Annotated in this window: 13 protein-coding genes; 10 read left to right on the forward strand and 3 right to left on the reverse strand. The window is 46.5% G+C overall.

Going from position 1 to position 15,722, the window contains the following annotated elements; translation table 11 throughout:
- Positions 1–67 precede the first annotated feature (67 nt).
- Positions 68–1,180 (reverse strand): amidohydrolase family protein, encoded by a 1,113-nt coding sequence (locus DYADSP32_RS01255; protein ID WP_149244393.1) that lies wholly within the window; start codon positions 1,178–1,180, stop codon positions 68–70.
- 50 nt (positions 1,181–1,230) lie between these two features.
- On the reverse strand, positions 1,231–2,091 hold the full coding sequence (locus DYADSP32_RS01260; RefSeq protein ID WP_149244392.1) for a DMT family transporter: 861 nt from the start codon (positions 2,089–2,091) through the stop codon (positions 1,231–1,233).
- Positions 2,092–2,388: 297 nt separating this feature from the next.
- Between DYADSP32_RS01260 and DYADSP32_RS01265 the strand changes: the two genes are divergently transcribed.
- The gene (locus DYADSP32_RS01265; RefSeq protein ID WP_414617415.1) at positions 2,389–4,608 is read left to right on the forward strand and encodes a beta-N-acetylhexosaminidase; all 2,220 of its coding nucleotides are present in this window, start codon (positions 2,389–2,391) and stop codon (positions 4,606–4,608) included.
- A 186-nt stretch (positions 4,609–4,794) separates the two neighbouring features.
- Positions 4,795–6,159, forward strand: coding sequence for a Gfo/Idh/MocA family protein (locus tag DYADSP32_RS01270; protein WP_149244390.1), 1,365 nt, complete (start codon positions 4,795–4,797; stop codon positions 6,157–6,159).
- A 100-nt stretch (positions 6,160–6,259) separates the two neighbouring features.
- On the opposite strand, the gene agaR is transcribed toward DYADSP32_RS01270, so the two are convergent.
- On the reverse strand, positions 6,260–7,039 hold the full coding sequence (gene agaR / locus DYADSP32_RS01275) for a transcriptional repressor AgaR (RefSeq protein ID WP_149244389.1): 780 nt from the start codon (positions 7,037–7,039) through the stop codon (positions 6,260–6,262).
- Positions 7,040–7,257: 218 nt separating this feature from the next.
- On the opposite strand from agaR, the gene DYADSP32_RS01280 reads away from it, so the two are divergent.
- The 8 genes from DYADSP32_RS01280 to DYADSP32_RS01315 are packed head-to-tail and all read left to right on the forward strand — an operon-like array spanning position 7,258 to position 15,603.
- Positions 7,258–8,472 carry an SIS domain-containing protein gene (locus tag DYADSP32_RS01280; protein ID WP_149244388.1) on the forward strand — a complete coding sequence of 405 codons (1,215 nt, stop codon included), beginning with the start codon at positions 7,258–7,260 and terminating at the stop codon, positions 8,470–8,472.
- A gap of 59 nt (positions 8,473–8,531) precedes the next feature.
- On the forward strand, positions 8,532–9,488 hold the full coding sequence (locus DYADSP32_RS01285) for a carbohydrate kinase family protein (protein WP_149244387.1): 957 nt from the start codon (positions 8,532–8,534) through the stop codon (positions 9,486–9,488).
- The gene (locus DYADSP32_RS01290; RefSeq protein WP_414617416.1) at positions 9,445–10,293 is read left to right on the forward strand and encodes a class II fructose-bisphosphate aldolase; all 849 of its coding nucleotides are present in this window, start codon (positions 9,445–9,447) and stop codon (positions 10,291–10,293) included. Before DYADSP32_RS01285 ends, DYADSP32_RS01290 begins: the two co-directional genes overlap by 44 nt.
- Positions 10,294–10,297: 4 nt before the next feature.
- Entirely contained in the window at positions 10,298–11,389 is a 1,092-nt protein-coding gene (locus DYADSP32_RS01295) for an amidohydrolase family protein (protein WP_414617417.1), read from the forward strand.
- A 6-nt stretch (positions 11,390–11,395) separates the two neighbouring features.
- Entirely contained in the window at positions 11,396–12,121 is a 726-nt protein-coding gene (locus DYADSP32_RS01300) for a carbohydrate-binding family 9-like protein (protein WP_149244386.1), read from the forward strand.
- 14 nt (positions 12,122–12,135) lie between these two features.
- Positions 12,136–13,461 carry a Gfo/Idh/MocA family protein gene (locus DYADSP32_RS01305; RefSeq protein WP_149244385.1) on the forward strand — a complete coding sequence of 442 codons (1,326 nt, stop codon included), beginning with the start codon at positions 12,136–12,138 and terminating at the stop codon, positions 13,459–13,461.
- A gap of 6 nt (positions 13,462–13,467) precedes the next feature.
- Positions 13,468–14,235, forward strand: coding sequence for a DUF1080 domain-containing protein (locus tag DYADSP32_RS01310; protein WP_149244384.1), 768 nt, complete (start codon positions 13,468–13,470; stop codon positions 14,233–14,235).
- A gap of 3 nt (positions 14,236–14,238) precedes the next feature.
- Entirely contained in the window at positions 14,239–15,603 is a 1,365-nt protein-coding gene (locus DYADSP32_RS01315; protein ID WP_149244383.1) for an amidohydrolase, read from the forward strand.
- Positions 15,604–15,722: the final 119 nt, after the last annotated feature.

Here is a 15,722-nt window from a genome sequence, read left to right on the forward strand (position 1 = left end):
CGGATAGTTTAGGACTAAATTGATTTATAAATACAAATGACTAGAACGGATATAGTATACGTTTTGGTTATTCTGAGGAGATGGGCAGTTTCAGGATTTTCATGGCGTTTCTGCGGTAAATTTTGTCTAATACTTTGTCGTTCAGGGCAAATCCATGCATGGCCCAGTGGTAACCTGATATTTCCCTATCATAGAAATGTTCATCTTCTGTTTCCAGTATCCGGAAGGTAGTCAGATACATCCCTTCTGTTGTCCCCATATCGGTACCATACAGCAGGCGGTCGGCATATTTTTCATAGAAACGGGCTGCCGTACGGGGTATGGCTGATGTCTCCGCATACTGTGCAGCGTTGTCGGCGTACAGATTGGGATACTGGTCAAACATCGCTCCCAGCTGATCAAGATCATAGGAGCAGTTGGCGAGATGGCAGGCTATAAATGTTACTCCGGGGTGAGCCGCGACGGCATTTGTAAGAATTTTCATCATTCCTGAATGATCCACAATACCCGGTCGGTTATCCAGTCGCCACTTGAAAGCATTCATCAGTCCATCGTTGGTGGAATCCATTTTTGCGTACATCCAGATCGGGTCCGCTACATGTATGCTGATGGGTATGTCCAGTTCTTCGCACTTTTCCAGCAGTGGCTTCATGCGGGGATCGTCGATATGCATACCCCTTGCTTCCACGGGAAGGGAGTAAATTTCACCCCAGCCCTTGTCGCCAAGTTCACCAGCACCTTTAGCGCCTACATTAAAGCAGCGTTCCAACTCCTTTACCGCAGCCGGCCCGAAACCCGGCTTGTCGTAGCCGGTATAGTCAAAGCCGCAGAACAATATAAACCTGTCCTTATATTTGGAGTAAACCTGAAATACAGAATCGAATTTCGCGCCTGTTCTGCCGGTGAGCAATACGGTTTTGTCCACACCCAGTCGATCCATCCGTTTTACCCACTCATCTATTTCACTGGTCGTCTCCGGGTACTCGTGGGAATGGAGATCGATGATGGGGAATTTTGCTTTTTTTACTTGGCTGTTACCTGCCTTGTGCAGGGCATTTGGTCTGTAGTCCTTCAGCAGGAGTGAGGTTGCCCGTTCATCTCTGGCTCCTTTGTTCACGCTTTTAGGACGATGACAAGCCGACACCAGGAATAGCGTAATTAAAAAATGTACAAGTCGCATGTTGTTTAAAATAAATGAATGAGAAACTCATACTTGATTTCGATCTGATCTTACTCTGCCAGGATATAAATAGCCGCGATGGCCAGCAACATTCCTCCAAGTACTACCCCATGAGGTATTACGGAATACAGCAAAAGGGAAATGACAATGGTAAGTACAGGGGCTAGGGCGGTAATCGGCACAACGATGATCGCTTTGCCGTAGCGCAGCGCATATACCAGAGTGAGGGCTCCTATGGCGTTGAGAATCTGAATAATGGCTGCCAGATATGGCCCTTTAAACCCCCAGTTAATGACTTTTTCGGTATCGGTCATAGATATTGCCACAGGGATAAACAAAAGTGCAGTGACGGTCATATAGAAAAATATGCTCTCCGCAGTCATCGAATCGTTTCCCAATTTCATTACGAAAGCTTGGAGACCCCACATCAAAAAGACTACGATTGAGAGAATCAACCAGAGGTATCCTGTGAAATTGGCATGATTGGGAGGCTGATAAGAAAGGCACAGGATCGCTACCAGCGCCATGCCGATGCCCCACCATTGTTTTTTGCTCGTCTGTTCCTTTAAAAATACGGCAGACAGAAAAACCGTGACCACAGGGAAAAGTGAGATAATGGGAAATACCATGTAGGCGGGGCCGGTCTCCAGTGCTTTGAAAAGGACTAGTTGTCCCACTGCGCCAAGAATCCCTGCCATACTGCCTGTGAATACGGATTTCTTATCGCGATCAAGCTTCCAGTTTCCTATTTTGAGCGCCACTATGGCACAGGGTATCATGGTAAGAGCCCATATGCAATAGCCCAGGGTAGCAGGAAAACCGGCCTTTTCGGGAATTTCGATAAAGGCCCCCCAGACTCCCCATAATAACGTTGTGATAAGGGTATATAAAATCCAAGGTTTGATTTTCATGTATAACGGGTGTCAGTTGTCTGGTATTTGATCGATTTGGAGGATATGTGCGTGTGCTTGTTCAGGACCTCGGTCGTTGTTAGTGGTATTTGTCAAAAACAAAAGATCCCCTGAAGAGGTCTTTTATTAGTCAGGAAATAGACAGTCATGCTCCGTAAGCTTCCGCACTTTATGTCTTTTATTTGCTAAACTACAACATCGAAACGAAAGGTAAAAATTAAATTAAACATTATTTTGAAATATTTTGAAAGATATTTTTTTACGTTACCTTTACTTTTGTGAATTTAATAGATGATTATGACACTTAAGGAGAATTTATTTAAACATTTCTTTTGCCTTGCTTTTTTTGCATGGTTCACGCTGTCGGCTTCGGGAATTGGCATCGTTTTTGGGCAAAATCAAAACCTGTTAAGTCAGGGGATTTCCCTTATACCACACCCGAAAGAAGTCGGGCTTCTGGATGGTGATTTTGTTCTTGAAAAAGATATTGATGTTATTGTTGATAAAAATGCCTCGGTTGGCGATCAGTTCGCGGCCAACTTGCTATTGAATCGTTTGAAATCCATTCCAGGTATCCGGGTGAAAGTTTCGGGCAAGTCCTCCAAAAGAACCATCATTCTTTCCCGGAAGGGAGCCGAAAAAAAATTAGGAAATGAGGGTTACACTTTAAAATCTAATCCTGATAAACTAATCATCAATGCATCGGGTGAGGCGGGCCTTTTTTATGGCGTGCAAACCGTCATGCAGTTGATTCAGCAGAAGCAATCGCGGGTATTGGTGCCGGGTATCTCCATTACCGACTGGCCCGACACAAAAGTGCGTGCTGTTCATTACGATACCAAGCATCATCAGGATAAGCGGAGCTACGTGGAAACTATGATCCGGGATCTTGCCGCATATAAAATAAATATGCTCGTATGGGAATGGGAAGACAAGTTTGCTTACCCAAGTCATCCTGAAGTAGGGGCGCCCGGTGCGTTTACGATGAAAGAAATGCAGGAGATCACGCGCTATGCACACCAGTATCATGTTCAAATCGTGCCTCTCGTTCAGGGTTTGGGGCATGTCAGCTTTATTCTGAAATGGCCCCAGTTTGCACATTTACGTGAAGTGGCCGCTTCCAATTTTGAGTTCTGTCCACTGAAAGAGGGCGCCTATGATTTGCTTTCTGATCTTTGGAAGGACGCAATGGAGGCTACGCCAGGTTCAAAGTTCATCCATATTGGTTCCGATGAAACCTACGAATTGGGAGCCTGTCCCGCATGCAAAAAGAAAGAAAATGAGATAGGTAAGAGCGGCCTTTATCATCTTTTTATAGATGAGTCGGCCAAACGAATCGAAAGCTCAGGACGTGGCATTATGACCTGGGAGGCGCCCATGGGTTGGGCCAAGGGGCGCCTGGAAGTGTATCACACCGGAATGAAACAGGAAAAACCGGTAACACCTCACAAAGGTATTTTGCTCACGGAATCCTATGACTACGAAACCGCTGACCTGCGATATGCCAAAGAGGCCAAATCGCTGGGTTATCCGGTATACGCTTATGATCCCAATCCGGGTATAGAACAGATTTTTCTGCCTTACTTTTTTGTGAAGGGAGGTAAGGGGGAGAAGAAAAAGGGGAGCCTGGAGAACTCATATGATTTTTTGCAAAAAACAATGGGTAAGGGTGTTTTTGATGGCGTTATCCGTACTTCCTGGGACGATTCGGGTCTTCCGATGCAGGCCTGGATGCTCAGCTTTGCCACTACTGCCGCCTTTTCATGGAATGCCACTGCACCCGGTTTGCATGATTTTACGGAGACATTTTTCATGAACCGTTACGGAAATGAATCCACTGGTATAGACTCGCTGTATCGCTTGTTAAACGAAGGCGCCTATTTCTATATGGAAAGCTTTGAGCGGCGGGTATGGGCCTGGGGTGAAATTGGTAAAACGCACCTGCCCGACCTTCCCCGTGGTGATGCGGTGGAGTACGATCCTTTCTGGAATACCCGGTATCAGGATCGCCTAAGAAATGCGGATGAAATGCTGAAAATGATGGATGCAGCACTTGCTATCTGTGAGAGCAACTTGAAAAATGATGAACTAGGAAATGTTCAGGATATTCTGGTGTTTCAAACACTGGCCAATCTGGTAAAACACACAGCGCTGACTTACCAGGATCTATCCAGACTTGAGTATACAATTAGGACGGCTCACCAGCAGCGTTTTGTGGATCTGCCGGCAACATACAAAAGCCTGAAGGCAGCTGAGGACATCGTGAAAGGTCAGCTGGCGAGACGGAAGCGAATTTACGACGAATTGATTGTTGTATGGAGCGCAACGATGCTTCCCAAGGGTATGTCTACAGATGAAAAAAAGTATTTTTTTGAACAGGACCGAACACGTCATTTCGCTAACCGCACGCCTGATATGACTTATCTGATTGTAGATGAGCAGCAATTGGGACTGGAAGAATATCTTCTGAAGCTTCAGGAATATAATCGGTTTTTTTACGATCGGTTTCTCAAGTAGGCTGCGGAGCACCCGCTATGTTTTCTATGCTTCTATGTGGTTCGGTTTACTTTTTTTTCGCTTAGATTAGGGATATTAGTTAAACATATAAGTCATATTGCCTGCGAAGTGCCATCTACGTTTTATGCAGATCGCTTTGCATCATCATTTAAACAATACTCAGACAAGATCACAACCCAAAAACCCATGAATAACTCCAGACGTAAATTTGTAAAAAACATGTCACTTGGCGTCGCAGCAATGAGTTCCATGAAGCCATTGAAATCGCTTTCGAAACCTTTCGCCGATAGGATACGCATAGGCATTATTGGCACGGGTCTCAGAGGGCAGGCGCATTTGAGTACGTTGCTCAAACGGACCGATGTGGATGTTTCTGTTATCTGTGATATTGATCCCAGAATGCTGGAAATGAGTGGAAAGCTATTTCGTGATGCCGGGAAAACGGTTCCGAAGATCGTGACCGGCGATGCCTATGCCTATCGGAAGCTACTTGATCCCAAAGTTATAGACGCCCTGATCATTGCCACGCCGTGGGAATTGCATACGCCCATGATACTTGACGCGCTGGATGGCGGGATAAAGTACATCGCCACAGAAGTGGTGCTGGGTGTTACGATGGAAGATCATTTTGAGGTAGTAAGAAGAACAGAAAGGAACAATGCCCATGTCATGATGCTCGAAAACGCATGTTACCGACGTGATACGCTGGCCATTACCAATATGGTTCGTCAGGGACTTTTTGGTGAGCTGATCCACATGCAGGGTGGGTATCAGCATGATCTGCGTGGCGTGAAATTCAATGATGGTGTTACACCTTACAATAGTGGTGCCGAATTTGGTGAGAAGGGGTTTTCGGAAGCCAAATGGCGAACCAATCACTCCGTAAACCGGGATGGCGACCTGTATCCTACACATGGCGTGGGTCCGCTGGCAGTGATGCTGGATATCAACCGGGGTAATCGGTTTGAGTCGTTAAGTTCATTCTCTACGAAAGCGCGCGGTTTGCATAATTATATCGTGAAAAAGGGCGGTGCGGATCACCCCAACGCCAAAGCCCTGTTCCGGCTGGGAGATGTGGTAACGACACATATCAAATGTGCCAATGGTGAAACGATTTTGCTTCAGCACGATACCAACCTGCCCAGGCCTTATTCCCTTGGCTTTCGGGTGCAGGGTACCGGGGGTATCTGGATGAATCTCAATAAAGGCATCTATATTGAAGGGCAGTCTAAATACGATCATGAGCGCTGGGATGATGAAAAACCATGGCTCGAAAAGTATGACCACCCGCTCTGGAAACGCTGGAGCAAAGAGGCCTATCTGACCGGGCATGACGGAATCGACTTTTTTGTTATGCATGCCTTTGTAGAAGCCGTCAAAAGGAAGAAACCAACCTCAATGGATGTCTATGACGCAGCCAGCTGGAGTGCGATCACACCGCTCAGCGAAAACTCAATTGAGCTAGGAAACGAAACTGTTGCCTTTCCTGATTTTACCGGAGGGAAGTGGATGAGCAGGAAAAATGATTTTGCGAGAACGGATGCGTATTGATGGCTTTGTCGCTCTGTTTAGTTGGAGTTAAAATCAGCCAGCCCTGAATTGACAACTAGTGAAAATAAAGGGCTGGTTTAGTCTTTTGCTGATGTAAATTTTAAACAATAATCACCTTAACCCCAGCGCTTTCCAGTTTTTTCTGATCCTCCAGTGGTATGCCATCATCGGTAATGAGAATATCAATAGCCGTGATGGGAGCCATAAAAGCAAAGCTTCTTTTGAGGAATTTGCTGGAATCTGCCACAACGATGACCTGTTTGGAGATAGAGATCATCACCCGGTTCAGGTGGGCTTCTTCTACATTGGGAGTCGATAGGCCATATACCACACTCAGGCCATCTACGGCCAGGAATAATTTGTCGCAGAAGTAGTTTTTAAAGCTTTCTTCCGCCGTGGAGCCAATGAGGGACAGGGAGTTTTTACGTAAAAAGCCACCTGGTACGATCACATTCGCTTTGGGATGCTCTGCCAGCTGGTCTGCGATATTCAAAGCGTTGGTAATTACGGTCAGCTCGGATAGGGGAGAGAGATTTTTGGTGATCTCCATGGTGGTGGTACCGGAGTCCAGAATAATGGTATCGCCTTCCTCAATTAATGCCGCAGCTGCCTTGCCAATTCGCTTTTTTTGCTCATAATTCTGCTTGTTCTTATCTGAAATGGCGAAATCAGTACCAACCCGGTCAATTTTCATGGCGCCGCCTCTTGCCCTGATGAGCGCATTTTTCTGTTCCAGTCGCTTAAGGTCATTCCGGACAGTCACTTCACTTACCATAAGTTCCTTACTGAGCGTGGTGACGTCTACCTGGCCCTTTTCTTCCAGCATTTCCAGGATGATGACGCGTCGCTGCACTGTTGACTTTTCTCCGGCTTTCCTCATAAAGTAATTTGTTTTCCTTAAAATCTCGTCTGTATGATAAAGATTAATCGCTGCGTTAAATAGCGGTGTAAAAATAAGTCTAATTGAGATATTAATTTCGTTTCCTTCGCGAAAAATAAAAAATACAGGGTTTGAAAAGATAATTTGAAAATTTACTTGCGTTTTACGAAAGGAAATGATTAAGTTTGTTTTGAAAATGAAATGAAACGAAACATATTATGTCTTCCGAAAGTAACGTACTAAAAGACCAATATACCCTTTCAAAAGAATTGCTTGGATTAACCTTGTCGGAATTACAGCATGATGGTGGTTACCTCACAGCAAAGGAAATTGCCCAGCAGCCCCGTCTTTGGCAAAAAACCTGGCAACTGGTGTATGAGCAGCGGGAAAAGCTGGGAAGTTTCCTGCATAGTGCTTTCACTCAGGAATCCTTGACCGTTATGCTTACCGGCGCCGGAACTTCCGCTTACATTGGTGACGTATTGCAGGGGCCATTTCAAAAAAATACCAACAGGATTACTTCGGCCATTGCAACCACCGATCTGATTCTTCATCCCGAACAATATTTCAACAAAAAGGCTACCCTGCTCATCTCCTTTGCCAGGTCGGGTGACAGTCCCGAAAGTGTCGCAGCAGTCAACATAGCGAACGAATTTTGTGATAGCGTCTGCCACCTGATTATAACCTGTAATCCGGAAGGTCAGCTGGCGCGTTCTTCCAGGCAGGGCACTAGCAGAACCCTGGTATTTTTACTTCCGCCTGAGGCGGATGATCAAAGCCTCGCCATGACAAGCAGCTTTACATCCATGCTGTTGGCCGGTTTGCTCATTTCCCGGGTGGCAGACATTGTTTCCCTCCGTCCGCAGGTGGAGCAGCTCTCTGTTTATGCGGAAAGAATCCTTGAAAATTACAGTGACCAGCTACGCAGTGTGGCCAGGCTTGATTTTGAGCGTGCCATTTTTCTGGGGTCAGGACCCTTGCAGGCGGTGGCGCACGAGTCGGACCTGAAAGTTCAGGAACTTACCGACGGCAACGTGATCTGCAAATCCGATTCATTTCTGGGATTCCGGCACGGCCCCAAGGCTGTGATCAATTCGTCGACACTCCTGGTATACCTGTTCTCCAATAATGCACACGTGTATCAGTACGAGAGGGATCTGGTCAGAGCGATCAGTTTGGGTGAAAAAGGCCTGTATCGAATCGGTGTGATCGAAACCGCCCGGACTTCGATAGAGGCGGATATGCTCATTGAGCTCTCACCGAATGGTGACACGGTGGATGAAGAACTGTTGTCGGTCGTCAGTGTACTTCCTGCTCAGCTTTTAGGTTTTTACAAATCACTGGAACTCGGCCTGTCTCCGGATAAACCATCCAGGAAAGAAACCATTACCCGCGTAGTGAGAGGAGTAACCATTTACCCTTTCCCGGAGTAGTAACAAGTGGTGCCTTCATCGGGCAAGTTCAGGGCAATCTTTAAAAAAGAAAACGCAGTATGAAAGACTTCGACGTTTCGGTAATAGGGGAGTTGAATGTAGATTTTATTCTCAACCAGATTGATTCTTTTCCGGTAATAGGGAAGGAGATACTCTCTGGAAATATGACGGTCACTCTTGGCAGCTCTTCGGCCATCTTTGCCAGCAACCTGAGTTGCCTCGGCAGCAGGGTTGCATTCATTGGCAAGATCGGTGAGGATGCTTTCGGTGAGCTGGTGTTATCGACACTGAACGGAAGTAAAGTGAATACGTGTGCAATCTCCAGGCAGCCGGAGCTCAAAACCGGGGCTACTGTTGTACTGAACTTTGGCGAAGACCGGGCCATGATCACACATCCCGGTGCCATGGAAGATCTCACATTAAACGACATTGACTGGGAAACAATCGCCCGATCCCGCCATTTACATCTGTCTTCTTTTTTCATTCAAAAGGGTCTGAGAAATGATGTCGGTGAAATTTTCAGACGAGCCAAGGAGGCAGGCCTGACCACCTCTTTTGATCCGCAGTGGGATCCTGCAGAGCAGTGGGATATGGATATGCAGGGCATTCTACCGTATGTGGATGTTTTTCTTCCCAACAAAAAGGAACTTTTCAATCTGACTAAAAAGGAAAATTTACACGAGGCGCTTGGACACCTTGAGGCGCTGGCCAATACGGTCGTTGTTAAATTGGGTGGTGATGGCTCAGTGCTGTTTACCAGCGGCGAGACTATTTTTCAGCCCGCCTTCCTGAATGACGAGGTCGTTGATGCAATCGGTGCGGGCGACAGTTTCAACGCCGGCTTCATATACAAGTTCACCCGTGCATATCCATTGGAGGTTTGTCAGGAATTCGGCAATATGACCGGGGCTTACTCCACCACGGCCGCAGGAGGTAGTGGTGCGTTTACCAGCGGTGAAAATATTCTTCAAAATGTTAAAGAAAGATTTGGTTATGCCGAAAAGCAACATGATTAAAAAGCTCAGGGAGATGCAGGAAACGAATTCTTCACTGTTGGCAACGAATTTTTACAATTATGAGACCCTGAGGGGCATTATGAAAGCAGCGTCACAGCTGAACCAACCCATCATTTTACAGCTCACTAAAAGCTCGATTGATTACATGGGATTGTCTGTTGCCGTCAATCTGGCCAAATCCTCTCTGGAGGAATATCAGGTTGAAGGTTGGTTGCATCTGGATCATTCGGTTTCCTATGATCTTGTACACGAATGTCTGGATGCCGGATTCGATTCGGTCATGATTGATGCCAGCGAAAAACCCTTTGAGGAAAACATGGACATTACCCGCAAGGTGGTGGAGCTTGCGGCAAATTACGGCGCTAATGTGGAGGCAGAACTGGGCTATATCGCCAAACTTGGCCAGTCTAAGGAAAAAACAGGTTTTACCGACCCCGCAGAGGCTAAGTATTTTGTGGAACAGACGGGAATTAATTCGCTTGCTGTGGCCATCGGATCCGCCCATGGATTTTATACACAGGAGCCCAATCTGGACATTCAAAGGCTCAGTGAAATACGTGCAGCAACCCATATCCCGCTCGTCTTGCACGGAGGTTCGGGCATACCGGGTAGCAGCCTGAAAGAGGCTATCAAAAATGGGATCTGTAAAATTAACCTGGCTACGGAGATCAAGAATATTTTTATGCAGACCCTCAAAACTTCCATGGCCATGAATGAAGATATTGATCTGCGCAATGTATTTCCATCGGCGATACATGCCGTGTCCAGGCTTGTTGAAGAAAAGTTAGAGATCGTAAAAAGCTAGTTTTATGAAAAAATATCTCTATTTTGGATTGACCACCTTTCTTGTTCTTATGCAAAGCTGTACGGAAAATCAAAATTCAGAATATTATGGCCTGGACGATTACGCCACCGTTGAAAAATATGACTCCCACGTTCATATCAATTCCTTTAATCCGGATTTTTTGGAATTTGCCAAAGCAAACCGTTTCCGGTTGCTAAGCCTGAACGTTGCCGCTCCCGAATACGTACCTATTGAAAAGCAACAGGATTATGCTACCGAGCACCGAAAGGAATATGCGGATCGCCTCGCGTATACGACCAGCTTTCACATCGAAAATCTGGATGATAGTACCTGGCAGGAAAAAACGATCGGTTATTTGAGGGAGTCGTTTGCCAGAGGTGCATCGGGCGTGAAGGTTTGGAAAAACATCGGAATGGAATTTAAAGACAAAGAAGGACACTTTGTGATGATCGACGATCCGCGTCTGGACCCGATTTGGGATTTTATCGAAAAAAACAACAAAACACTGGTCGGGCATCTGGGAGAACCTAAAAATTGCTGGCTGCCATTGGATAAAATGACTGTAAAGAACGACCGGGAGTACTTTGCGGCTCATGCCGAGTATCATATGTATCTGCATCCGGAATTCCCTTCATACGAAAAACAGATCGAAGCAAGGGATAATATGCTGGCGAAACATCCCGGCCTTAGGTTCGATGGTGCTCACCTGGGTAGTGTGGAATGGAGCCTTGACGAGTTGGCAAAAAGGCTGGACAAATTCCCCAACATGGCTGTGGATATGGCCGAGCGCATCTCCCATATCCAATACCAGACGGTACAGGATCACAAAAAAGTGTATGATTTTTTTATCAAATACCAGGACAGGCTGCTGTATTCGACTGATCTGGTGTTTGATGATAGTCAGAATCCAAAAGACTTCCTTAAACATGCAGGTGAAGTGTGGAAAAACCACTGGGCTTTTTTTACCTCTGATCAAATCATGGAAGCACCTGAAGTAAGCGAAAAATTCACTGCTCTCCATCTGCCCAGAACCGTGATAGATAAGCTGTATAGGAAAAATGCAGAAAAGTGGTTTCCATCGCAGGTATTGAACTAGGAACCTATGATCTCAGCGTTTCAAGTGGTTTGCTTTTTGTCGGTGCTGCTTTTCACTAATTGTTCAGGTGAGGTGAAGCAAGGTGATACTGCAACACTGCTTATTCGAAAAACCGACGACTTTGCGCTAACCGGAAACGGCGAAGGCGAGCACTGGAATAAAGCGAAATGGACAGTCATTCAGCAGATTACACCGGGCAATAGCAGATACGCTACAAAGGCCAAAGTACTTTATTCGGACACGGGTATCTATTTTCTGTTTTTTTGTGAGGATAAAAAGCTCACCGCCAGCATGCAGGCTGATTTTCTGGACCTGTGGAATGAGGATGTGATCGAACTATTTCTGCAGCCTGATTCCACCACGGCGGCCTATTTTGAATATGAACTTTCGCCATTGAATTACGAACTGCCGATAGCGATATATAATGAAAAGGGTAAGTTGAACAGCTGGATTCCATTTCATTATGAAAAAGAACGGAAAACCCGACATTTGGTAAATGTGCAGGGAGGTTTGCAAAAAAGCAATGCGGATGTGAGTAGCTGGACTTCGGAAATATTCATTCCTTATCAACTACTAAGGCCACTTTACAAAAATGCCCCCGTTTCCGGCACACGCTGGAAAGGAAATCTCAATCGCATCGATTACGATCAGGGTGAAACCTTGTGGGCATGGCGCCGTAACAGCGGAGATTTTCATGAGTATAACAAATTTGGGACTTTTCAATTTGAGTAAAATAAGGCAATGATATGAGCGAAAATAACGAATCCGATAACCCGCTGGCACGCCGTAATTTTCTGAAAGACTCGGTAAAAATGGCGGGTGGCGTATTACTTACTTCAGCGCTTTCGGGTAAAGCAGGTGCATGGACGTTGAGCAATGACCCCATCAAAATCGCGCTTATAGGCTGCGGAAGCCGTGGTGCCGGAGCTGTATTGAATGCTTTGAGTGCCAATAGTAATGCAGTTTTGGTTGCGATGGCAGATGTTTTTAAAGACAAGCTGGATGACACCTACGCGACGCTCCTGAAAGTGAACAGGATCAAAAATTTTGTTAAAGTTCCTGAAAATCAGAAGTATGTAGGTTTTGACGCATACGAGAAAGCCATTGCCTGTGCGGATGTGGTTCTTTTGGTTACGCCACCTGCGTTCAGGCCTTCTCATTTTGAGGCCGCTGTGAAAGCTGGAAAACATGTGTTTATGGAAAAGCCGCTTGCTTCGGATGCACCGGGCATCCGGCAGATATTGGAAACAGGCAAGGAAGCGACCCGAAAAAACCTGAAAGTGGTGGTGGGGCTGCAGAATCGTTATGATCCGGGATACAAAGAAATGGTGAAAAAACTTCAGGAAGGAGCCATTGGCAGGATTGTCTCGGCAACGGATTATTACCTGATCGGGCCCGTTACGACAAGTCCCAGAATGGCCGGACAGTCGGAAATGGAGTTCCAAATGCGCAACTGGCGGTATTTCAACTGGCTATGGGCTGGTTCTCCGGCAGGTTTGCAAATACACAATACCGATATCGTCAATTGGGTCAAGGGAGCTTATCCGATACGTGCACAGGGTATGGGCGGTCGCTCTTCGCTGAATGGCCCGGACCATGGCGATATTTTTGACCATTTTTATATCGAATACGAGTACGCAGATGGAACCAAGCTGAATAGTCAGATTCGCCACATCAGTGGTACCTGGAATAAAGGCGGTGCAACTTTTCTGGGCGCCACCGGCTCGGCAAGTCTTCAGGGCGGCATTAAAAACGTCAAGGGTGAGCAGATCTGGCGAAACCCGAACAAGGATTCTGAAAATGCGTACCAGATTGAGCACAATGTACTCTTTGCTGCGATCCGGAACAATACGCCGCTGAACGATACCGAATGGGGCGCCAAAAGTACCATGACGACCATTCTAGGGCGCATGGCGGTTCATTCCGGCAAAATGGTGGAGTGGAATGAAGCACTCAATTCCAAGCTTACACTAATGCCTGAAAAATTTGCCTGGGATGCCGAACCTCCGGTGAAACCCGACAAGGATGGTAATTACCCGGTTCCAATTCCCGGACTGTCACAAGTACTCTGACCGGTCATGAAAAATTCTTGTCTATACATTTTTATAGTATTCTATATTTGTGGCTGTCAGGCTATAAACAAGCTTCCAGGAAGCAGGGATGCGCAAACCAGCCTGCCCCAACTGAACCCAGGTGCACTGAAGAAACAGGGATTTATATCTCTTTACAACGGAGTTGATCTTTCGGGATGGGAGGAGTTGCCGGGGCATCGCGGGCACTGGACTCCCAAGAGTGCGCTTATTGATTATGATGGAAAAAGTGAGGAGAAAGACAAGTGCCTCTGGACCACAGAATCCTTTTGCGACTTTATACTGATGGCCGATGTAAGGCTCACCCGAAAACCAGAAATGGCCAAAAGCCCGGTTATACTTCCCAATGGAGAAAATGCTAAAAACGATGATGGCACCAATAAGGAAGTTGAAATTCCATATAACGGAGATACGGGAATTTACCTCAGAGGTGATTCCAAAAACCAGGTGAATATTGGAAATCGATACATCGGATCGGGGGAGATATATGGCTACCGGGTAGATACCAAGCTCCCGGCGGAGGTCCGCACTGCAGTAACGCCCAAGGTGAAAGCGGATAATCTGCCAGGGGAATGGAACCGCTTCGTCATTACAATGCGTGGATCCAGGGTGACTGTGAATCTGAATGGTAAGGATGTAGTTGAAGATGCACTGCTGCCGGGAATAGCGTCTTGTGGTAAAATCGCCCTCCAGGACGACCACGCTACCAACAACACCTGCCAGTTTGCCAATATTTATATCAAAAAGCTCAATTGAATAATGGTAGAAAGCTATGTTTTCCGTGACCTAAAAGCAATCGTGTACTGTGCACTGATCACAATTTGTATGGGTCTGTCAGGTACTGAAAAACTTTACGCCCAGTTGCCGCTAGCCCGGCAAATTCTTTCGGTGATTGATCAGGAATATAATAGTCTTGAAAGCTTGTACAAGCATTTGCATGCACATCCCGAGCTATCGCTTCAGGAAAAACAGACGGCAGAGCTTCTGGCTAAGACATTGGCCAAAACCGGTTGCCAGGTTTCAAAGGGAATAGGAGGTCATGGGATTGTGGGAATAATGAAAAACGGACCGGGCCCCGTGGTGATGATCCGGACCGATATGGATGCATTGCCTTTGAAGGAAAATACAGGCGTCGATTTTGCCAGCAGCCAGGTGACCAGACTTGATTCAGGCAAAGAAACTGCTTTAATGCATGCTTGTGGACACGATATGCACATGGCTGTGTGGTTGGGCGTAGCCCGGGTACTTACAAAACTAAAAAAAGAATGGAGCGGAACGGTGGTTTTCGTAGGGCAGCCTGCCGAAGAAAAGGGCGTAGGTGCACGTGCCATGCTTGCCGACGGACTTTTTACCAAGTTCCCCAGACCCGACTATGCGTTGGCCCTACATGTCAATTCCGCTATGGAATCGGGCAAGGTGGGCATTTGCAGCGGTTATGCGCTGGCCAGTATCGATGCTGTTGATATCCTGATCAAAGGAAAGGGCGGACACGGATCTGTGCCACAGCTAACCATCGACCCGATCGTGCTGGCATCCAAAATAGTACTCGGTTTTCAAACGATCGTGAGCAGGGAGATCGCGCCGCAGGTTCCCGCTCTCATCACCGTTGGTTCGATTCACGGAGGAACCAATGACAACATCATTCCCGACGATGTGAAACTTGAACTTTCCATCCGGTCGTTCGGCGATGATGTTCAGCAGTCGCTCATTGAGAAAATCAAAAGGACCTGTGACGGTATCGCACACGCTGCTGGAGTGGAAAAACAGAATTATCCGGTGGTGACGACCAGAAAAGAGAATACCCCTGCCGTTTACAACGATCCGGTATTGGCTAAAAGAATATTCGAAAACTTTGTGAAATTGCTCGGAGAAGAAAAGGTGGTCAGTTTGTCGCCGGAAATGTTTGGAGAAGATTTTGGCTGGTACGGACGGGAAAAACCAACCATTCCTACTCTGATTTACTCTATCGGTTCAGTAAATCCTGAAAAAATGGCTGATGCTAAAATGAACAACCGTACCATTCCATCGACACATTCATCCGCTTACCTGCCCGATATGACTCCCAGCTTACGTACAGGCGTACTAAGTATGTCGTCGGCGGCGCTTTTGCTGTTGAAGAAGTAGAGGTTAGCCGTTGGTTGCTTCTCAGATACATACTGTCCGGTTCGGGCACCTGGACAAGGCTATTCTAATTTTGATTACGCCTTGAAGGTTTCTAAAATACAATTTATTCGTGCGGTTTG

It is taken from the genome of Dyadobacter sp. 32, from assembly GCF_902506755.1.
Lineage (GTDB): Bacteria > Bacteroidota > Bacteroidia > Cytophagales > Spirosomataceae > Dyadobacter.